Raw genomic sequence first — 19,267 nt, forward strand, 5'->3', positions numbered from 1 at the left:
GACAATGAGTGGCCGTCATCAAGACTGTTATGGACCCTCTACCGTGCAAGCCGCTTCCGAAACCCTGACCGAGGCGCAAAGGCTTTTCAACGCCGCCCGCCATGAAGAGAGCCTCACGCTTGCCTCCGGGCTCATTGCCGAGTGGAGCGGACCGGAGGCCGCCGCTTTGCTTGCGGATAATCTCGCCGCATTGGGGCTGAAAGCGGAAGCGGCGGAAGCCTATCGCTTCGCCGCCGCCCGCACGTCGGGTGCGGAGGCCGCTTTGCTGACCGCACAGGCCGCTGTCTGCACGTTGGAGCGTTTCGACGCATTTCCGGGAAATGCTCAGACCCTATTCCCCTCGCCCGCCGAGCGCGATGCAGCGCTGGCAGCACTGATCGACAGCAGTGATGAAGCCCATCTTGCCCTTGCCCGCCAGCATCTGGATGCCGATGAGCGCAACCCGCTGATCCTGGCGCTTTATCGCAGGCTGCGCCGGGATAAGCCGCAGGACCAGCATATTCGCATGAACCTTTTACGGCTGGCGCGCGAGCATTGCGATTATCCGATTCTGCTTGCGGAAATGCCGCTGCTGGAGGCTGATATCACCGCAGGCCGGTTGGATTTCTTGAACGCGGAACCACCGCACGCCAACATCATGTGGCTGGCGGATGAGCGGCTGAACCGGCTGGCCACCGCCCATGGCGGCAAGCGTCCGATCTCCGCGAACGCGCGTGCGGCGCGTCATCAAAGGCCGCAGCCATGGGGTCGAAAAATCAGGCTCGGCTATCTCTCCTGCGATCTCTGGGACGATCACGCCACCATGCGGCTTTTGCGCAGCGTGCTCGAAGCCCATGACAGGGAGCGTTTCGAGGTGACGCTGTTCTGTTATACGCCCGCCCATCTGCTGGCCTTCGATCAGGGCGGTCGTCAGCAGTGGCAACCGATCGTCTCGATCGACGGTCTGGACGACGAGGCTGCTGCGCGCGAGATTCAAGGCCGCTCCATCGACATTCTCATCGATCTCAAGGGCCATACGCGCGGTTCACGCTCGGATCTGATGAACCTGCCGCTGGCGCCCCTGCATGTGCAATGGCTGGGCTTTCCCGGAAGCTGCCCGGATATCGATTGCGATTACGTGATTGGCGACCGCTTCGTGCTGCCGGACAGCGCAAAGCCCTTTTACCACGAGCATTTCTGCCGTCTGCCGGAAAGCTATCAGCCCAACGATCCCGTTCACCGTCCGCTGCCACCCGCGCCGTCGCGGCTTGCCCTTGGCTTGCCGGAAAACCGCGTGGTGATTGCCGCCTTCAACAGCCAGCGCAAGAACACGCTGGAAACCATGGCGCTCTGGGCCGAGGTGCTGAAACAAAACCCGCAGGCGCTGCTGTGGCTGATGGTGGATGGCCAGCATGCCCGGCAGGCCACGGCAGAGCATTTCAAGCGGCTGGGGGTGAAACAGTCGCAATTTCTCTTCGCGCCGAAAATGGCCTATTCCGCCCATATCGCCCGCATGCAGGCTGCCGATTTCGCCATCGACACCTTCCCGTGCAATGGCCACACCACCACTTCGGACATGCTCTGGGCGGGCCTGCCGGTCATCACCCGGCGCGGCAGCAATTTCGCCTCCCGTGTTTCGGAAAGCCTGCTCAATGCGGCGGGGTTGCAGACATTGGTGGCAGAGGACGACGCGGCGTTTCTGGCTCTTGCTGCGGCACTGATTGCCGACGCCTCCCGCCGGACCGCCTTGAAACAGCACCTCACGGAAAACCGTTATCGCCTACCGCTGTTTGATGCCGTGCGCTTCTGCCGCCATCTGGAAAATGCCTATGAGATGATGGTGGAGCGGGCAAAAGCCGGGCTTCAGCCCGGTCATTTCGACGTGCCCGCTTTACCGGCCTGAGCTTTTACGGTGCGAGCGAGGTTTCGCAGGCGCTTTCACCGCCGCCCGCCGCCCGGCTTCATAGGCAAGCCGCACCCATTTCGCCATCTCGTCGGGATCGTCGAAGGCGGCATCCGGCACAGACCAGTAGGGCATGGCCACCGGCTTGCCGCCGGGGCGCTGATAGACCCATTGCCGTGCGCCATGGGCAGAAAATTCCGGGGCGCTTTCGGCATCGGCCTTGAGCATGATCTCGTCGAACAGATAAAGCGCAAGGATCACCCTGTCGCAATAAATGCCCTTGCCGCCAAACATCCGGCGAATGCTGACAGGGCCTAAAGCGGCAAAAATCTCCTGAATTTCTTCGTTATCCATGGTCCTTTACGCTTCCCCGATTCCATGTTTGCCATTGCCCTCGTCATTTGCGAAGGATAAGGCCTTTGTTAGATGAAATAAAACCTCAAAACTCTGCGTTGCCGCAGACAAGAACACCCATTGGAACCCATGAGATTCAGCCGTCCTCTCGCCCTGTCGCTTCTTCTGCTCTTCGGCGCAAGCCGGGCCGAAGCGCTGACCCTTGGGGTGGTCGCGCCGAAGGACGGGCCTTACGCCCTGCTTGGTCAGCAGATCCGGGCGGGCGCGGAAGCCGCCGCAGCCGCAACCGGTGCGAAGCTGACGTTGGTGGATGAAAGCTGCGCCGCTGGCAGCGGCGGCGGCATTGCCGATGCCCTGCTGGCCGCGAAGGTGGAGGCGGCCATCGGTTTCCTGTGCAGCGAAACGCTGGAAGGGGCGGCTCCCAAGCTTGGGGCTGCTGGCCTTCCGGCGCTCACGCTCTCGGTTCGCTGGCCCACCATCATGGAAGATGCCCTGAAGAAGGGCTGGCCACTCTATCGCCTCGCCCCCTCCAACAAGGCGGAGGGCGAAAAGCTGGCGGACATCATCCTCACCCAATGGGCGGGTTCTGCCTTTGCGCTGATCGATGACGGCACCATTCATGGCCGTGAGCTGGTGGATGGCCTGCGTGCAACGCTTGAGCCGCGCGGGCTGAAACCCGTCTTTACCGATACCTACCGCCCCAATCAGGAAAACCAGATCGCGCTGGTCCGCCGTCTGCAGAAGACGGGCGCAACCCATGTGTTCATCGGCGGCGACCGCAGTGATGTTGCCATCATCGCCCGCGACGCGGCTTCTGAAAACATTCCGCTCACCCTGCTTGCCGGCGATGCGATGAAGGCTGTCGACAAGCCCGTACCGCTTGCAAATGGCGTTCTGGCCGTCATCACGCCGGATTATGCGGATACCCCTGCGGCCAAGGCTGCCGCCGAGGCCATAAGGCAAAAGGGCGTGGAGCCGGATGGCTATGCCCTGCCCGCCTATGCTGCCGTGCAATTTCTCTCCGCCGCGTCCGCACAGGGCCAGCGACTGGCCGAGACCATTCCCGCCACCAGCCTCGACACCGTCATCGGCAAGATCGCCTTCAGCCGCGATCATGAATGGGCAGAGAACCCCTATCGCCTCATGGAATGGCGGGACGGTGCGTTTCACGCCCTGACCAGCCAGCCCTAGGATGGATCCTATTCATCATAGGGCCAGACCGGGCGACTGAAGAGGCCGCCATCCACCCAGAGCGTCTGGCCGGTGATGAAGCGGGCGGCGTCGCTTGCCAGAAACAGCACCGCCTCGGCCACGTCATCCGGCGTTCCCACCCGGCCAAGCGGGGTCACCTTGCCCCAGGTCTCGCCGTAATCGGGCGCTTCCTCGAAGGTGCGCTCCGTGGCAATGGCCCCTGGCGCCACGCAATTGACGCGAATGCCCTTGGGGCCAAGCTCCACCGCCGCCACCTTGGTGAACTGCTCCACGCCACCCTTCGAGGCGGTGTAATCCACCAGTTTCGGAAAGGCGATCTTGTTGCATCCGGAGCCGATATTGACGATGGCACCCGGCCTCATCGCCGCTGCCATGCGGGCGGCGGCGGCCTTGGTGTTCAAAAAGGCTCCCGTGAGATTGGTGCGGATCACCCGGTTCCAGTCGGCTTCCGAGAGGTCGAGAAGGCCAGCCCAGGTCTGCACGCCGGCATTGTTGACAAGCACATCCGGCGCGGCGCCTGCCCATTCGCAGGCCGCATCGAAAAACCGCTCCACTGCTGTGCCCTCACCGACATCGGCTGTGAGAGCAAGGGCTGAGCCGCTGAGTTCGGCCACCAGCGTTTCGGCAGGTTCCGCCGCGCCGAGATAGCTGAAGGCCACCCGGTCGCCGCCCTCGCAGAAGCGTTTCACCAATTGCCGCCCGATGCCCGTGCTGCCACCGGTAACGATCACAAACCGTTGCATGCGCTTTATTTCCTCCCTTGCCGCACAAATCGCCCAATAAAATTGTTTTAAATGACGTGCGGGAAAAATCGAACCAACGAATCGCCACAGTTGTCGCCTTTCCCACGGAATGCTATGGAGCCCAGAATTGCCGTGCCAGGAGTATCCCCGCCCATGAACCGCCCGCTGCTGATCGCCCCGTCGATCCTTGCCGCCAATTTCGCAAAGCTTGGACAAGAAGTGACGGATGTGGTCGAGGCTGGTGCCGACTGGGTGCATCTCGATGTGATGGACGGGCATTTCGTGCCGAACATTTCCTTTGGCCCGGCGGTGATCAAGGCGCTGCGCCCGCTGACCAAAGCAGTGTTCGATTGTCACCTGATGATTGCTCCTGCCGATCCCTATCTCGCCGCCTTTGCCGATGCGGGCTGCGATTACATCACCGTGCATGCCGAGGCAGGGCCGCATCTGCACCGTTCGCTGCAAAGCATCCGGGCGCTGGGCAAGAAGGCGGGCGTTTCGCTGAACCCGGCCACCCCCGTTTCCGCACTGGAACATGTGATCGATGATGTCGACCTGATCCTGATCATGAGCGTCAATCCCGGCTTTGGCGGCCAGAGCTTTATTCCCGAGGCCGCAAACAAGATTGCCCAGGCAAAGGCCCTGATCGGCAACAGAGATATCGCGCTGGAAGTGGATGGCGGCATTACCGTGGAAACCGCACCGATCGTTACCCGCGCCGGGGCCAATGTTCTCGTGGCGGGTTCCGCCGTTTACAAGGGCGATGGCGTCGATGCCTATCGCAAGACGGTGAGCGGCCTGCGCGCCGCCGCCGAAGGAGGCCGCGCGTGATGAACACCGCGCTTCGCCGCCTCGCGCTAGCCGCCACGCTCCTCACATCCGCCCTTCCGGCCTTTGCGGGCGATATCGCATCCGTCAGGCCCATCGGCTTTTCGGCGGATGGCTCCGTTTTCGCCTTCGAGGAATTCGGTGTGCAGAGCGGCGTCAACATTCCCTATTCCAACATCTATGCCATCGACCTGAACAACAACACCTTCCTGCCGGATACGCCGGTGCGCCAGCGCGGCGATGACGACAAGGCCACGCTTTCCGCCATCCGCAAGCAGGCGGCGGATCAGGTGGCAAAGATCGTACAGGATCGCGGACTTCTCGATCATCCCGGCGAGCTTGTGGCCTTCAGCCCGGTCAGCGAAGTCAGCAGCGATCCGCACAGCCTTACCTATCGCCTGCGGTCCAGCGTGCCCAATTCCGGTGAGCCCAACACACTGACGCTGGAAGAGCTGGATGAAGGCGCACCCGCCGCCTGCAAGGAGCAGGTGCAGACCATCAAGGGCTTCCGCCTGCGCATGACGCAGATTTCCGGCCAGAAGCAGGACAAGGTCGTTTATGAGGATGGCCATGTGCCCGCCAGCCGCCGTTGTCCTACCGGCTACCGGCTGGGCGGCGTGGTCACCTACCAGATCCCCGGCGGGGCCGTGGTGCAGATTGCGCTGGTGCTGGTGATGAACCCCGCCTCCGATGGGTCGGATGGGCGGTGGCTTGCCGTACCGATCAAGCCTTAGAGTCTTTGCCCTTTGGGCTTTTGCGGGGCTGCATTTCCATTGCAAAGATTGAACCTCGGCCCAGCCTTTGCTAAGGGGCTCGCAACCATTCTTTTTGCAGGAAAGTTGAGCCTATGATCCCGCGCTATTCCCGGCCTGACATGGTCGCCATCTGGTCGCCCGAAACCAAGTTCCGCATCTGGTTCGAGATCGAGGCCCATGCCTGCGACGCGCTGGCGGATCTCGGCGTCATCCCGAAGGAATCGGCCCGCACCATCTGGGAAAAGGGTGGCGCTGCGGAGTTCAACGTTGCCCGCATCGATGAAATCGAGGCTGTGACCAAGCATGACGTCATTGCCTTTCTGACGCATCTGGCAGAATTCATCGGCCCGGACAGCCGCTTCGTGCATCAGGGCATGACCTCTTCCGACGTGCTGGACACGACTTTCAACATTCAGCTCGTGCGCGCCGCAGACCTGCTGCTCAACGATATGGACCGCGTGCTGAACGCGCTCAAAACCCGCGCTTTCGAACATAAGGACACGATCCGCATCGGCCGCAGCCACGGCATCCATGCCGAGCCGACCACCATGGGTCTGACCTTTGCCCGCTTCTACGCCGAAATGAAGCGCAACCGCGACCGCCTGCAGGCAGCCCGTGCCGAAGTGGCAACCGGCGCCATTTCCGGCGCTGTCGGCACCTTCGCCAATATCGATCCACGCGTGGAAGAACATGTCTGCGCCAAGCTCGGCCTGGCGCCGGAGACGATTTCCACCCAGGTCATCCCGCGTGACCGTCATGCCATGTTCTTTGCGACGCTTGGTGTGATTGCCTCGTCGATCGAAAACGTCGCCATCGAAATTCGCCATATGCAGCGCACGGAAGTTCTGGAGGCGGAAGAATTCTTCTCCCCCGGTCAGAAGGGCTCTTCCGCCATGCCGCACAAGCGTAATCCGGTGCTGACGGAAAACCTGACCGGCCTTGCCCGCCTCGTGCGCATGGCCGTGACGCCCGCCATGGAAAACGTGGCCCTCTGGCATGAACGCGACATCAGCCACTCCAGCGTCGAGCGCGGCATTGGCCCGGATACCACCATTACGCTGGATTTCGCGCTCAACCGTCTGGCCGCTGTCATCGAAAAACTGGTGATCTATCCGGATAACATGCTGGCCAACCTCAACAAGTTCCGCGGCCTCGTGCATTCGCAGCGCGTGCTGCTGGCGCTGACCCAGGCCGGCGTTTCCCGCGAAGATGCCTATCGCCTCGTGCAGCGCAATGCCATGAAGGTATGGGAACAGGGCAAGGACTTCCTCGAAGAACTGCTGTCGGACGCAGAAGTCCGCGCCGCCCTCTCCGAAGAGGCCATCCGCGAAAAATTCGACCTCGGCTACCACACCAAGCATGTCGATACGATCTTCAAGCGGGTGTTTGGCTGATTATCGCAAGGCGGCTCCAAGCAGGGCCGCCTTTTCTTTAAAGTAAGGCATGAGCTTTTCCTTAAAAAATTCCCGCCCGCCATTGACCTTCCCCCTATGGGAAGCCCTATCTCTGCCTTGGATCGCCATGCAGCGAGCTTATGGAGAGACAGGATGACAAGCACCAGCACCCAGCATAGAGCAGAGATTGCCGTTGATGGCATGAGCTGCGCCTCCTGTGTGCGGCGGGTGGAAAAGGCCATTCTGGCCGTGCCGGGTGTGGCGGCGGCGAATGTCAATCTGGCGACCGAGCGGGCGAGCATCGAGTTTGCGGAAAAGCCGGACCTTCCCTCCGTGCTGCAAGCCATCGAAAAAGCTGGCTATAGCCCCCGGCTGGAGCAGCGGAACATCGAGATCGAGGGCATGAGCTGCGCTTCCTGTGTGCGGCGGGCGGAAAAGGCGCTTCAGGCCGTGCCGGGCGTGGTCAGTGCCTCGGTCAACCTGGCCACGGAAAAAGCGAGCCTGACGGTTGCGGAAGGCTTGGCCGAAGAGCGTTTGGAAGAGGCCATTGCCAAGGCCGGCTATGCCGTTCGCAAGCCTGTCGCTGCCGAAGCGGAAACGGCGAGCCCCCCGGAGGATCGTCGTGACCGGGAAACCACGCATCTTGCCGGCCTCACGCTCATCAGCGCGCTTTTGACGCTGCCCGTCTTCATTGTGGAAATGGGATCGCATCTCATCCCCGCCATGCATATGTGGGTGATGGACACGCTCGGCATGGGTTTCAGCTGGCGGCTGCAATTCGTTCTTGCCAGTCTTGTCCTGTTCGGTCCCGGCCTCACCTTTTTCCGCAAGGGCGTTCCAGCGCTGCTGCGCGGCGGGCCGGATATGAATTCGCTTGTGGTGGTGGGCGCGTCCGCCGCCTGGATCTATTCGGTCATCGCCACCTTCGCGCCGCAGCTCATGCCGCCGGGCACGGTGAATGTCTATTATGAAGCCGCCGCCGTCATCGTTACACTGGTCCTGCTGGGCCGCATGCTGGAAAGCCGGGCCAAGGGCCGCACCAGCCAGGCCATCAAGCGGCTGGTCAATCTTGCGCCCAAGACGGCGCGCGTGTGGCGCGACGAAAGCTTTGTCGATCTTCCGGTTTATAAGATTGCGCCGGGCGACCTGATCGATGTGCGCCCCGGAGAACGCATCGCCGTCGATGGGCAGGTCACGGAAGGCCATTCCTTTGTGGATGAGTCGATGATCACCGGTGAGCCGGTGCCTGTCGAGAAAACGCCGGAAAGCGCTGTGACCGGCGGCACTATCAACACCACGGGCGCGTTCCGGTTCCGGGCTGAAAAAGTGGGATCGGCCACCCTGCTCGCGCAGATCATCCGCATGGTGGAAGAGGCGCAAGGCTCAAAGCTGCCGGTTCAGGCCATGGTGGATCGCATCACGGCATGGTTCGTGCCTGCCGTCATGGCAGCGGCCACGCTGACCTTTCTGATCTGGCTGATCTTCGGCCCCTCGCCTGCGCTGGCGCACGCGCTGGTGAATGCCGTGGCCGTGCTGATCATTGCCTGCCCCTGCGCCATGGGCCTTGCCACGCCAACCTCCATCATGGTCGGAACGGGCCGCGCCGCAGAACTGGGCGTGCTGTTTCGCAAAGGCGAAGCTCTGCAAAGCCTCAAGGATATCTCCATCATCGCCCTTGATAAAACCGGCACCCTCACCCTTGGCAAGCCGGAACTGACGGAGATCATCACCACGGAAGGCCATGTGCGAGGCGATATTCTGCGACTTGCCGCAAGCCTTGAAGCGCGATCCGAACATCCGGTGGCCAATGCCATTGTCCGCGCAGCACAGGATGAAGGCGCCAAGCTGGCCGAGGTCGAGGATTTCAAGGCGGAACCCGGTTTCGGCGTCTCCGGCATGGTCGAAGGCCGGAGCGTCGTGATCGGCGCCGACCGTGCCCTTCAGCGGGCGGGCATCGATATTTCTGCTCTCGCCGCATCCGCCGAGAGATTGGCCCGGGAGGCACATACACCTCTTTACATCGCCGTGGATGGAAGCGCCGCCGCATTGATCGCCGTAGCGGACCCGATCAAGGAAACCACGCCGCAGGCCATCCAGGCCTTGCATGTGCTGGGCCTCAAGGTGGCGATGATCACCGGGGACAATCGCCATACCGCCGAAGCGATTGGCCGCAAGCTCGGCATTGACCAGATCGTGGCCGAGGTGCTGCCACAAGGCAAGGTGGAGGCCATCGAGCGCCTGAAAAGCGGCGGAAACGCTGTCGCCTTCGTGGGGGATGGCATCAATGACGCACCGGCGCTTTCTGCGGCTGATGTCGGCATTGCCATCGGCACCGGCTCGGATATCGCCATTGAAAGTGCCGATGTGGTGCTGATCACCGGCGATCTCACCGGGGTTTCCCGAGCCGTGGGATTGAGCAAGGCCGTGTTTGCCAATATCCGCCAGAACCTGTTCTGGGCCTTCGGCTACAATGTGCTGCTGATCCCGGTTGCCGCAGGGCTACTCTATCCGGTGAATGGTATGCTGCTTTCACCCATCTTCGCCGCGGCTGCCATGGGGCTTTCCAGCGTTTTCGTCCTCACCAATGCTTTGAGGCTGCGTGCCTATAACAAGTCCTAAATCCAGTTAGGATATTGGAAAGCTCTTCAAGGCGACAATGCCTAGCGCCTTGGTATCAAGATTATAATAAAAAAAACCCCGTTCGACACAGGGCCGAAACGGGGACTGGAGGTTGGGAACCTTCTTCTAGACACGTCCTGGGGCACAAGTAGGGCCGCCAGGGCGTGCGTCGATGGTCCTTAAACGTGTGAAGTAGCCTCTGGTTCCCGTCACCGATCTTACTTTTCTTTAACGGCCTGCGGGTATTTTAGATCGTCGAAAAAATGCATGATACTGAGGGAGGATGCCAATGACCAAGGTCAGCTTCCGCTTTACCCATTTCGATCTGAAGGAATTGCGGGCGGGCGCAATCCTTGAAGTCTCCCTCTCCGCGGTGAACAATGTACGCCTGATGACCGCGCCAAACTTTCAGCGCTTCAAGGAAGGGCTGGATTACAAATATCTCGGCGGCGTCGCCAAGAAGGCCCCGGTCAAGATCGTCATTCCCGAAGCGGCCCACTGGCACCTGATCGTGGACATGGAAGGCCATCATGGCCTCGCAGAATCCTCTGTGAAGATGATCACCCCGCCAACGCGGCGCGCCGGGTAAGCAATAGAGCGTTTCATTGTTTCACGGAAACATTGAAACGCTCTAAATTCTTGTTTTTACGCATTTCCGGACGGAAAACCGGTTTCCACTTTTCTCGGGACAATGCTCTAGGCAATCACATTTTGCCTGCACGTTCGCGCCTGAGCTTCGCCCACCAATCCAGCCGCTTGCGGATTTCCCGTTCGAAGCCGCGTTCAGGCGGATCGTAAAAGGTTTGACGGCCCATTTTTTCGGGAAAGTAATCCTGGCCGGAAAAGGCGTCCGGCTGGTCGTGATCGTAGAGATAGCCGTCGCCATAGCCCTCACCCTTCATCAGCTTGGTCGGCGCATTCAGGATATGCTTGGGCGGCAGCAGTGAGCCGTTTTCCTTGGCGGCACGCATGGCCGCCTTGTAGGCGGTGTAAACGCCATTGGATTTCGGTGCGGTGGCGAGATAAACGCAGGCCTCGGCCAGTGCTAGCTCGCCCTCCGGTGAGCCCAGATAATCATAGGCGTCCTTGGCGGCGTTGCAGATAACCAGCGCCTGCGGATCGGCAAGGCCGATATCCTCCACCGCCATGCGCACCAGACGCCGCCCAAGATAGAGCGGATCTTCGCCTGCATCGAACATTCGGCAGAGATAGTAGAGCGCGGCATCGGGGTCGGAGCCGCGCACGGATTTGTGCAGGGCGGAAATCAGATTGTAATGCCCGTCCTGCCCCTTGTCATAGACCGGGGCGCGCCGCTGCACGATGCGGGACAGACCGTCCGGGTCGAAAATTTCGCCCTGCCGGGCCGCGCGCCACACCTCCTCCGCCAGCGTCAGCGCGGCGCGACCATCGCCATCAGCCATGCGCAGCAGGCTTTCGCGGGCGCTGGCGTCCAGCGGCAGCGGCTTTGCCTCAACGGCTTCCGCCCTTTGCAGCAGGGTTTCCAGGCTCTCGGCATCGTGCGGGCGAAAGGTCAGCACCCGGGCGCGGGAGAGAAGAGCGGCATTGAGTTCAAAGGATGGGTTTTCCGTCGTCGCTCCCACCAGGATCACCGTACCGTCTTCCATCACCGGCAGGAAACTGTCCTGCTGGGCGCGATTGAAGCGGTGGATCTCATCCACGAACAACAGCGTCTGACGACCTGAGAGGCGGCGGGTCCGCGCCGATTCGAAGACTTTCTTGAGATCGGCCACACCGGAAAAGATCGCGGAAATCTGCTCGAAGGCAAGGCCTGTCTCGCCTGAGAGGAGCCGCGCCACCGTGGTCTTGCCGGTGCCGGGCGGCCCCCAGAAAATCATTGAGCCGATGGAATTTGCGGCAATCATCCGCCGCAAAACCCCGTCCTCACCGGTCAGATGCTCCTGCCCCGTCACCTCGGCGAGGTTTTTTGGCCGCAAACGGTCGGCCAGTGGCCGTTTGGCCGCCATATCCTCGCTGAGATGGGGAGCAAAGAGATCGCTCATCGGAAAATCTGCCGTAAGGTCTGACCGTTGCGATTGATTTCCACCCGCCAGAAATTCGGCTGGCTGCGAGCAACCTTCGCCATATCGGCGCTGCTGGCCACCTCGGTGCCGTTGACAGAGACAATGATATCGCGTGGCTTGAAGCCCAGGCGATCCGCTACCGAGCCATCCTCTACCTTGGTGATGACCACCCCGGTGGTCTCCGTCGGCATTTGCAGCTCATAGGCCAGCTTCGGCGAAAGATTACCGACCGTCGCGCCGCTGAAAGGGTTTTCGCCGGTAATGGCCTTCTCATCGCGCGGACGCGTTTCCGGCGCCCCGCTCAGCGTCAGTTCCACCTGCCGCTCGCGGCCTTCTTCCATCACCGTCAGCGTCACCGGCTTGCCGACACCGGCGGTGGTCAGGCGATAATTCAGCGCATCCGGGTGCTCTACCGGAATGCCGTTGACGGCGGTAATCACCTGACCGGCCTTGATGCCCGCCTTGGCGGCAGGGCCGCCCTCCACCGTCTTGACGACCAGCGCGCCCAGCACCTTTTTCAGCCCCAGCGCATCGGCAACATCCGAAGTGACAGGCTCGAAGGTCGCGCCGACATAGGGCCGCTCGAAGGCTTTGGCGCCGCTATCGGCCGCCGCCAGGAAAACCTTGACCAGATTGGCGGGGATGGCAAAGCCCACGCCGTTCGACCCGCCCCCCTTGGAGAAGATCGCGGTGTTGAGACCGATCAGTTCGCCATTCATATTCATCAGCGCGCCCCCCGAATTGCCGGGGTTGATCGCCGCATCCGTCTGGATGAAGAAGCCGAAATCGCCTTCGGATACCTGGTTGCGCGCCAGACCCGAAACGATACCGCTGGTCACCGTCTGGCCCACCCCAAAAGGATTGCCGATGGCCAGCACGAGATCGCCAACCTCGATCCTGTCGGAATCGGCGATCTTCAGCACCGGCAGGTTTTCCTTGGCGTCAATCTTCAGCACGGCGAGATCAAGGCGCTCATCCTTGAGCAGCACTTTCACCGGAAATTCGCGGCCGTCCGAAAGCGCCACCTTGATGTCATCCGCGCCTTCAATGACGTGGTTATTGGTCACCACCGTGCCATTGGCTTCAACGATCACGCCGGAGCCCAGCGAAGACTGCTTTTCCGTACGATTGGGAAAGCGCTGGCCGAAAAACTGCTCGAAAAAGGGGTCGCCCGCAAAGGGATTGGTGCGGCGCTCGACAATGCGCTCCGCATAGACATTCACCACCGCGCCATGGGTCTCCTTGACCAGCGGCGCAAAGGAGGCCTGCACCTCAGCGCGGGTCTGCGGCACGGCTCGGTTATCCTCAGCCACCACCGGCGCAACAAACGCCACGGAGCCCGCGACGACGACCAGGGCGATACCGGCGGCAAGTTTCTGTTTCAGACCACGCATGGAAGCTCCTCTTGCTGTGGTTTTATATGGGCTTACTCAAAATGAGTCACAAGGAAAAGAACCTGATGAGGGGTAAATTGTGGCAAGAAACCGCGATTGCAACAGCGTGATGATCAAGCGAGCGTGGGGCTCGCCCTTTACATTGCTCCTTGCTGCAACATGTCTTTTATAGACATAGTCGACAAAGGACCTTCCATGCTGAAAATCGCCCTTGCCGCCACCGCCCTCATGGGAGCAGCGCTTGCTCTTCCCGCAGATGGTGAGGCCGCCAGCTTCGACTGCACCCGCACCGATCTGAAGGCCGATGAAAAGGTGATCTGCGACAACCGCGACCTCAACGATCTGGACGTGAAGATGGTCACGACCTTCGATCTCATTGCCGGCCTCTTGCCCATGGGCAATCGCGGTGAGCTACAGGACCAGCAGAGCGCCTGGTTGAAAACGCGTCAAGCTTGCAACGCCGATAAGGCATGTATTACAAAGGCCTACGGCGATCGGTTGACGCAGTTGATGAGCGTTTACGACCGCATCGAGCGTCCGCGTTGACGGCAAAGCGCACATATTCTCCCAAAAATCTGTCTGACAGCTTCTTTTCCAAAGCGGCGAAATCGCTTAAAGCCGGAAAACGGTATCGAAGAGCTCAGCGCACCCGGCCCAGAGGGCCGGACGTCGCGAGGCGGCGACAAAGCCTGTCAGAACAAGGGGGAATTCTGTCTTGAAGATCATGATCATCAACACCGGCGGCACCATCAGTTGCGTGGGAACTCCGCTGGCGCCGATGACGGCACGCGCCTTTGCCGACGCGTTCAGGCAGCTTGTAGAGCCGGCTCTTCTTCAGGCCTTTCCTGACCTGACGCTCTCCTACGCCACCGATCTCACCTTCCCGCAAAGCGCCACAGGCATGCTGGACAGCACCAACCTCCAGCCCACTGACTGGTGTCTGATGGCCGAGCATATTCTCACCCATTACGAGGATGTGGACGGCTGGGTGGTGTTGCACGGCACCGACACCATGCAAGCGAGCGGCATGGCGCTTCCGCTGCTGCTCTCGCGCTTTGCACCGGATGGAACGCGGCTTGCCGGGCTTTCCAAGCCGGTCATCCTGACCGGATCGCAGGCCCCGCTTTTCTACGCGCCCTCCACGGACAGCCCGCAAGCGCTGAACTTCAATACCGATGCCTTTCAAAATGTCTGCGGCGCTATCGCCGCCGCACAATCCGGCATTCCGGATGTCTGCGTTTTCTTTGACAGCCTGCTGTTTCGCGGTTCGCGGGTGGTGAAGACGGATACCGGCCAGTTTCGCGGTTTCGATGCGCCGAATAATGGACCGCTGGGCCGTCACGGCATTCGCTTCACGCTCGATGCCCGCGTTCTGCCACCGGCACCGGTCTCGCGCACCGCCAGCCTTGACGACAGGGCAGCCCGGGCAGCCACGGCCGCGCAACTTGTTGCCATCCGCAATGCCTTGCCCGCCCTCAGGGTGGCTGAACTCAGTGCCTTTCCCGCGCCCTATCATCCCGAACAGGGCACCGCTCTGCTGGCCGACCTGATCAACGGTTTCGTGGCCCAAGGCGTGCGCGGACTGGTGCTGCGGTCCTATGGCGCGGGTAATTTCCCAAGCGGTCATCCGAGAACGCCGGAGGAAGGCGCGATCTACAAGGCGCTTTCCGCCGCCAATGAGGCAGGCGTCATCATCATGGACAATACGCAGGTTCAGCATGGCGCGGTGGATTACAACGCCTATGCCGCCGGGGCCTGGCTTCCCGGGATCGGGGCGCTGAACCCGGTGGACATGACCCCTTCCGCCTCCCTTGCCAAGCTGACGGTGCTGCTCGCCGCCGCCGAAGCCAATGGCTGGCGGCTTGCCGATGTGAAATTTCTCATGCAACTGCCCCTCGTGGGCGAAATGGCCGATCTCAGCCGCCTCGACAATCGCGGCAATGCCATGCTCGCCCCCGGACAATCGCTTTCCACCTTCAATGGCGCGGCACGGCTGACGAACCACCCGGAAAAAGGGCCATTGCTGACCGATAATAACGGTCAGGTGGTCTGGGCCATGCTTGAGACGACAAAAGATACAGAACTCCCCGGCACCTTGCGCGTTGAAGCCGATGGCAATCTGGTTTTCATGAGCCGCAATAATGATCTGCTCTGGGCCAGCAACACCGCGGTTGCCGGTCGTGCGCCGAGCCAGCTCCGGCTGACAGCCTCAACAGAGGGGATCCTGCTCGAGCTTTATGATTACGCGGCCCTGAAGCGGACATGGTGCTTTGCTACCTCCGAAAAGGAGACCAAGGCTTTGTAAGGGAAAAAGGAATCGATGGAACGCCTGCTCGACCTTCTCAGTATCAGAAACCGGCTGGAGCCGAAGCTTCTGGCGAGCCTGGCGCTTGTGGCGGGTTTGCTGCTTTTGTTTGGCAAGCTGGCAGAGGATGTGTTCGATCAGGATTCCCACGCCTTCGACCGTGCCATTTTGCTGGCGCTCCGCAATAACAGCGATCTCTCGCAATCCGTCGGTCCGCCCTGGCTGATCAATTCCGTGCGCGACATGACCAGCCTTGGCGGCTTTACCATCATCACGCTGGTAACGGTGCTTTCCGTGCTTTATCTCGTGGCGGCGGGCAAATACCGCAATGCGGCGCTGATTGCGCTGGCGATGTCTCTGGGGGCTGCGGCGGAAACGGGTCTGAAGCTGCTGTTTTCTCGCGCCCGGCCAGACGTGGTGCCGCATCTGGTGGAAGTGCAGACCATGAGCTTCCCGAGCGGCCATGCCATGATGTCCGCAATCACCTATCTGACGCTCGGTGCGATGCTGGCCAGAAGCCAGCCAAACTGGCGGCTGCGCGCCTTTGTCTTCGGCTGCGGCGTCTTTCTGACGCTCTTGATCGGTATCAGCCGGATTTTTCTTGGTGTGCACTGGCCCACCGATGTCATGGCCGGCTGGACAGTGGGCAGCGCCTGGGCACTGATCGTCTGGCTGATTGCCGATTACCTGAATAAAAATCGCCGCTCCCAAGCGCCGGAAGAGTGATATCGGGCCTTATACGAACTGCCATTTTCAATGCCTCTTCGTATTACCCAAACAGCATTTCCAGGAAACGCGGGCTCAACACGCTTTCCAACTCCCGCGCCACGTCATCCAGTGCGGCTTCGACGCCAGCGCGGTAATTTTCCGTGGTGTCGCTCACACCGAAGCTTCTGAGCAAGGCGGTGCGATAGGCATCATTGGCAAAGAGCCCGTGCAGGTAGGTGCCCATGATCCGCCCATCCGCCGAACAGGCGCCGTCCGCCCTGCCCTCGATGGCAAGCGCTGGCCGGTCGCAATCCGGCCCGGTGGTCAGGCCGAGGTGAATTTCATAGCCGGTCAGGTCCACATCGAACTCCAGCGAATGCGCCTGACTGTTGCGCACCGTCTTTTCCGGAGCCATTTCCGTTTCGACATCCAGCAGCCCAAGGCCCGCCACCATGCGCGGCGCGCCTTCCAGCCCCAGCGGATCGGCCACGGTGCGGCCCAGCATCTGATAGCCGCCGCAAATGCCGATGATGCGCCCGCCGCGGCGCAAATGCAGGGCAAGATCCTGATCCCAGCCCTGGGCGCGCAAATCCTCCAGATCGCCAATGGTGGATTTCGACCCGGGCAGGATGACCAACGCGGCATCCGATGGCAGCCGTTCGCCGGGGCGCACATAGTGAAGCTCCACGGCAGGTTCGGCAGCCAGCGGATCGAAATCATCGAAATTGGCGATGCGGGAAAGAACCGGCACGGCAATCTTCAGCGCGCCCTCCCTCTGCCGCGTCAACCGCTCCAGCGCCACCGAATCCTCCGAGGGCAACCGCGCCGCAGCCTTTAGCCACGGCACGATGCCGAAACAGGGCCAATCGGTATGCGCCTCGATGGCGGTAATCCCATCGGCAAACAAGGATTGGTCGCCGCGAAACTTGTTGATCAGATAGCCCTGCACCATGCGCCGGTCTTCCTCCGGCAGCACTTTATGGGTGCCGACAAGCGAGGCAATGACGCCGCCGCGATCAATATCCCCCACCAGCACCACCGGCACATCGGCGCGGGTCGCAAAGCCCATATTGGCAATGTCACCGGCGCGCAGGTTGATTTCGGCGGGAGAGCCAGCCCCTTCGACGATGACAAGATCCGCCCCCCGGCTGACCTCCTCGAAGCTTTCCAGAACCGAGGCCAGCAATTGCGGTTTCAGCCGCTGGTAATCCCGCCCGGCCGCCTGACCGAAGACCCGGCCCTGCACGACGATCTGGCTTCCGGTCTCGGTTTGCGGCTTCAAAAGTACGGGATTCATGTGCACCGAAGAAGGCACCTGACAGGCCAGCGCCTGCAGCCACTGCGCCCGGCCAATTTCGCCGCCGTCATCGGTGACGGCGGCATTATTGGACATGTTCTGCGGTTTGAATGGCCTGACGGAAAGCCCCTTAAGACGCGCCAGACGGCAAAGACCGGCGACCAGAACTGTCTTTCCGACATCCGATCCCGTTCCCTGCAACATCACCTTGCGCGCCATACCGTATCCCTTGTGAGTCTGCTTTAGAAAATCCTTCCCTTCCCATGGAACAGGGAAGAAGAAGAAGCGTTACATGATTGGGGAGTTATAATGGCCAGGGACGGGAGCGCAATGCCGAGGGGACCATACCACCAGAGTTTCAACCGCCTGGAAACCCGGCAAAATTACCGGCCAATTCTTTTACGTGCCCGCCCCACGCATAGCTCATTTGCGACATATTGTTCAAAAAATTTCCACAAAGAGGTTGATCTTCCGACGAAATTCCGTAGGTTCCCGGCGTCGCAAAGAGAAAAATATTTCCCGCCCGTTCCTTTCTCATCCGCAAGGAGCACCTGCTCCTTCCATTGTTTCGGGCAAAGTTTGCAGCCGGTTTGCAACCTGATCCGCGCGTGCGGAAACCGGCTCGGGGTCCAGAAGGGCACACATTCAAAAAGGGGTATAGACCGATATGAAAAACCTGTTCCTTTCCACCATTCTCGCCGCCGGGGTCTATGGACTTGCAGGCTCGGCGCAGGCAGCGGAATGCGGTGACGTTTCCATAGCGGAAATGAACTGGGCCTCGGCGGGCGTGGCCGCCTATGTCGACAAGTTCATCCTGCAGGAAGGCTATGGCTGCGATGTGAACATGGTCACCGGCGATACCATGCCGACCTTCACCTCGATGAACGAGAAGGGCGAGCCGGATCTGGCGCCGGAACTTTGGGTCAACACCATTCAGAAACCGCTGGCCGATGCCGTTTCGGAAGGTCGCCTGATCAAGGCGGCGGCGATCCTCAAGGATGGCGGTGTCGAAGGCTGGTGGATCCCGAAATTCGTGGCCGATGCCCATCCGGATATCAAGACGGTGGAAGACGCCCTCAAGCACCCGGAACTCTTCCCGGCGCCGGAAGATCCCTCCAAGGGCGCAGTCATGAACTGCCCCTCTGGCTGGGCCTGCCAGATCACCACCAACAATCTCTACAAGGCGCTGAAAGCCTCGGACAAGGGCTTTACGCTGGTCGATAGCGGTTCGGCTGCGGCTCTGGACGGCTCCATTGCCAATGCTTTCGAGAAGAAGGCAGGCTGGCTTGGCTATTATTGGGCGCCGACGCCGGTGATTGGCAAATATGAAATGGTCAAGCTCAGCATGCCGGTCGCCTTCGACAAGGCCGAGTGGGACCGCTGCACCTCGGTGGCCGATTGCACCGATCCCAAGGTCAACGACTATCCGGTCACCGATGTCTATACGGTCGTCACGAAGAAATTCGCCGAAAAGGCGGGCGTTGCCATGGATTACGTCAAGCAGCGCCAGTGGGATAACGAAACCATCGGCAAGGTACTGGCCTGGATGAGCGAAAACCAGGCCGATAACGAGGAAGCCGCCGAATATTTCCTGAAGACCTACCCGGACGTCTGGACCAAATGGGTCTCGCCCGAGGTGGCGGAGAAGGTCAAGGCGGAGCTTTAATCAGAGGCGAATCCGGACGATAGAGTCCACATTCGACGCCCTGCCCTGACCGACAACCGGTCACGGAC

General features: G+C 60.9%; 17 protein-coding genes. 11 read left to right on the top strand and 6 right to left on the bottom strand.

Features of this window, described 5'->3' with window-relative positions; all coding sequences use genetic code 11:
- Window positions 1-43 precede the first annotated feature (43 nt).
- Entirely contained in the window at window positions 44-1,882 is a 1,839-nt protein-coding gene (locus QO005_RS00490; protein ID WP_307156015.1) for an O-linked N-acetylglucosamine transferase, SPINDLY family protein, read from the top strand.
- Here the strand turns inward: QO005_RS00490 and QO005_RS00495 are convergent.
- Window positions 1,871-2,236: a TfoX/Sxy family protein gene (locus QO005_RS00495; RefSeq protein WP_307156016.1), complete on the bottom strand. Its 366-nt coding sequence runs from the start codon at window positions 2,234-2,236 to the stop codon at window positions 1,871-1,873. The genes QO005_RS00490 and QO005_RS00495 overlap by 12 nt on opposite strands.
- A 129-nt stretch (window positions 2,237-2,365) precedes the next feature.
- On the opposite strand from QO005_RS00495, the gene QO005_RS00500 reads away from it, so the two are divergent.
- Window positions 2,366-3,427: a branched-chain amino acid ABC transporter substrate-binding protein gene (locus tag QO005_RS00500; protein ID WP_307156017.1), complete on the top strand. Its 1,062-nt coding sequence runs from the start codon at window positions 2,366-2,368 to the stop codon at window positions 3,425-3,427.
- A gap of 8 nt (window positions 3,428-3,435) precedes the next feature.
- Here QO005_RS00500 and QO005_RS00505 read toward each other — a convergent pair whose 3' ends face one another.
- Window positions 3,436-4,191 carry an SDR family NAD(P)-dependent oxidoreductase gene (locus QO005_RS00505; RefSeq protein ID WP_307156018.1) on the bottom strand — a complete coding sequence of 252 codons (756 nt, stop codon included), beginning with the start codon at window positions 4,189-4,191 and terminating at the stop codon, window positions 3,436-3,438.
- Between the two features lie 153 nt (window positions 4,192-4,344).
- On the opposite strand from QO005_RS00505, the gene rpe reads away from it, so the two are divergent.
- The 5 genes from rpe (at window position 4,345) to QO005_RS00530 (ending at window position 10,376) form a co-directional block, all read left to right on the top strand.
- Complete coding sequence (gene rpe / locus QO005_RS00510; protein ID WP_307156019.1) at window positions 4,345-5,022, top strand: ribulose-phosphate 3-epimerase; 678 nt, start codon at window positions 4,345-4,347, stop codon at window positions 5,020-5,022.
- Window positions 5,022-5,753 carry a DUF2259 domain-containing protein gene (locus QO005_RS00515; RefSeq protein WP_307156020.1) on the top strand — a complete coding sequence of 244 codons (732 nt, stop codon included), beginning with the start codon at window positions 5,022-5,024 and terminating at the stop codon, window positions 5,751-5,753. Before rpe ends, QO005_RS00515 begins: the two co-directional genes overlap by 1 nt.
- Before the next feature lie 113 nt (window positions 5,754-5,866).
- Entirely contained in the window at window positions 5,867-7,168 is a 1,302-nt protein-coding gene (gene purB, locus QO005_RS00520; RefSeq protein ID WP_307156021.1) for an adenylosuccinate lyase, read from the top strand.
- Window positions 7,169-7,321: 153 nt separating this feature from the next.
- Window positions 7,322-9,787, top strand: coding sequence for a heavy metal translocating P-type ATPase (locus QO005_RS00525; RefSeq protein WP_307156022.1), 2,466 nt, complete (start codon window positions 7,322-7,324; stop codon window positions 9,785-9,787).
- 289 nt (window positions 9,788-10,076) lie between these two features.
- Window positions 10,077-10,376 carry a DUF1883 domain-containing protein gene (locus QO005_RS00530; protein WP_307156023.1) on the top strand — a complete coding sequence of 100 codons (300 nt, stop codon included), beginning with the start codon at window positions 10,077-10,079 and terminating at the stop codon, window positions 10,374-10,376.
- Between the two features lie 115 nt (window positions 10,377-10,491).
- Here QO005_RS00530 and QO005_RS00535 read toward each other — a convergent pair whose 3' ends face one another.
- Window positions 10,492-11,808 carry a replication-associated recombination protein A gene (locus QO005_RS00535; protein WP_307156024.1) on the bottom strand — a complete coding sequence of 439 codons (1,317 nt, stop codon included), beginning with the start codon at window positions 11,806-11,808 and terminating at the stop codon, window positions 10,492-10,494.
- Window positions 11,805-13,223, bottom strand: a complete 1,419-nt coding sequence (locus QO005_RS00540; protein ID WP_307156025.1) for a DegQ family serine endoprotease — start codon at window positions 13,221-13,223, stop codon at window positions 11,805-11,807. The genes QO005_RS00535 and QO005_RS00540 overlap by 4 nt, the downstream gene beginning before the upstream one ends.
- Before the next feature lie 195 nt (window positions 13,224-13,418).
- Between QO005_RS00540 and QO005_RS00545 the strand changes: the two genes are divergently transcribed.
- The 3 genes from QO005_RS00545 (at window position 13,419) to QO005_RS00555 (ending at window position 16,254) form a co-directional block, all read left to right on the top strand.
- On the top strand, window positions 13,419-13,769 hold the full coding sequence (locus QO005_RS00545; RefSeq protein WP_370877974.1) for a lysozyme inhibitor LprI family protein: 351 nt from the start codon (window positions 13,419-13,421) through the stop codon (window positions 13,767-13,769).
- A gap of 178 nt (window positions 13,770-13,947) precedes the next feature.
- The gene (locus QO005_RS00550; protein ID WP_307156563.1) at window positions 13,948-15,528 is read left to right on the top strand and encodes an asparaginase domain-containing protein; all 1,581 of its coding nucleotides are present in this window, start codon (window positions 13,948-13,950) and stop codon (window positions 15,526-15,528) included.
- A 15-nt stretch (window positions 15,529-15,543) separates the two neighbouring features.
- Window positions 15,544-16,254, top strand: coding sequence for a phosphatase PAP2 family protein (locus QO005_RS00555; RefSeq protein ID WP_307156026.1), 711 nt, complete (start codon window positions 15,544-15,546; stop codon window positions 16,252-16,254).
- A gap of 43 nt (window positions 16,255-16,297) precedes the next feature.
- On the opposite strand, the gene QO005_RS00560 is transcribed toward QO005_RS00555, so the two are convergent.
- Window positions 16,298-17,752, bottom strand: coding sequence for a cobyric acid synthase (locus tag QO005_RS00560; RefSeq protein WP_307156027.1), 1,455 nt, complete (start codon window positions 17,750-17,752; stop codon window positions 16,298-16,300).
- Between the two features lie 139 nt (window positions 17,753-17,891).
- A complete protein-coding gene (locus tag QO005_RS00565; protein WP_307156028.1) occupies window positions 17,892-18,077 on the bottom strand; it encodes a hypothetical protein in 186 nt (61 codons plus the stop codon).
- A gap of 123 nt (window positions 18,078-18,200) precedes the next feature.
- Here QO005_RS00565 and QO005_RS00570 point away from each other — a divergent pair, with 123 nt between their 5' ends.
- Window positions 18,201-19,199: an ABC transporter substrate-binding protein gene (locus QO005_RS00570; RefSeq protein WP_307156029.1), complete on the top strand. Its 999-nt coding sequence runs from the start codon at window positions 18,201-18,203 to the stop codon at window positions 19,197-19,199.
- Window positions 19,200-19,267: the final 68 nt, after the last annotated feature.

The organism is Allorhizobium paknamense, from assembly GCF_030815125.1.
In the GTDB taxonomy this organism is placed as follows: Bacteria; Pseudomonadota; Alphaproteobacteria; order Rhizobiales; family Rhizobiaceae; genus Allorhizobium; species Allorhizobium paknamense.

Bases quoted from the DNA above. Each gene is read 5' to 3' on its own strand.
- QO005_RS00495 (WP_307156016.1), bottom strand. From the start codon at position 2,236: ATGGATAACGAAGAAATTCAGGAGATTTTTGCCGCTTTAGGCCCTGTC.
- QO005_RS00500 (WP_307156017.1), top strand. From the start codon at position 2,366: ATGAGATTCAGCCGTCCTCTCGCCCTGTCGCTTCTTCTGCTCTTCGGC.
- QO005_RS00505 (WP_307156018.1), bottom strand. From the start codon at position 4,191: ATGCAACGGTTTGTGATCGTTACCGGTGGCAGCACGGGCATCGGGCGG.
- rpe (WP_307156019.1), top strand. From the start codon at position 4,345: ATGAACCGCCCGCTGCTGATCGCCCCGTCGATCCTTGCCGCCAATTTC.
- QO005_RS00515 (WP_307156020.1), top strand. From the start codon at position 5,022: ATGAACACCGCGCTTCGCCGCCTCGCGCTAGCCGCCACGCTCCTCACA.
- purB (WP_307156021.1), top strand. From the start codon at position 5,867: ATGATCCCGCGCTATTCCCGGCCTGACATGGTCGCCATCTGGTCGCCC.
- QO005_RS00525 (WP_307156022.1), top strand. From the start codon at position 7,322: ATGACAAGCACCAGCACCCAGCATAGAGCAGAGATTGCCGTTGATGGC.
- QO005_RS00530 (WP_307156023.1), top strand. From the start codon at position 10,077: ATGACCAAGGTCAGCTTCCGCTTTACCCATTTCGATCTGAAGGAATTG.
- QO005_RS00535 (WP_307156024.1), bottom strand. From the start codon at position 11,808: ATGAGCGATCTCTTTGCTCCCCATCTCAGCGAGGATATGGCGGCCAAA.
- QO005_RS00540 (WP_307156025.1), bottom strand. From the start codon at position 13,223: ATGCGTGGTCTGAAACAGAAACTTGCCGCCGGTATCGCCCTGGTCGTC.
- QO005_RS00545 (WP_370877974.1), top strand. From the start codon at position 13,419: ATGCTGAAAATCGCCCTTGCCGCCACCGCCCTCATGGGAGCAGCGCTT.
- QO005_RS00550 (WP_307156563.1), top strand. From the start codon at position 13,948: ATGATCATCAACACCGGCGGCACCATCAGTTGCGTGGGAACTCCGCTG.
- QO005_RS00555 (WP_307156026.1), top strand. From the start codon at position 15,544: ATGGAACGCCTGCTCGACCTTCTCAGTATCAGAAACCGGCTGGAGCCG.
- QO005_RS00560 (WP_307156027.1), bottom strand. From the start codon at position 17,752: ATGGCGCGCAAGGTGATGTTGCAGGGAACGGGATCGGATGTCGGAAAG.
- QO005_RS00570 (WP_307156029.1), top strand. From the start codon at position 18,201: ATGAAAAACCTGTTCCTTTCCACCATTCTCGCCGCCGGGGTCTATGGA.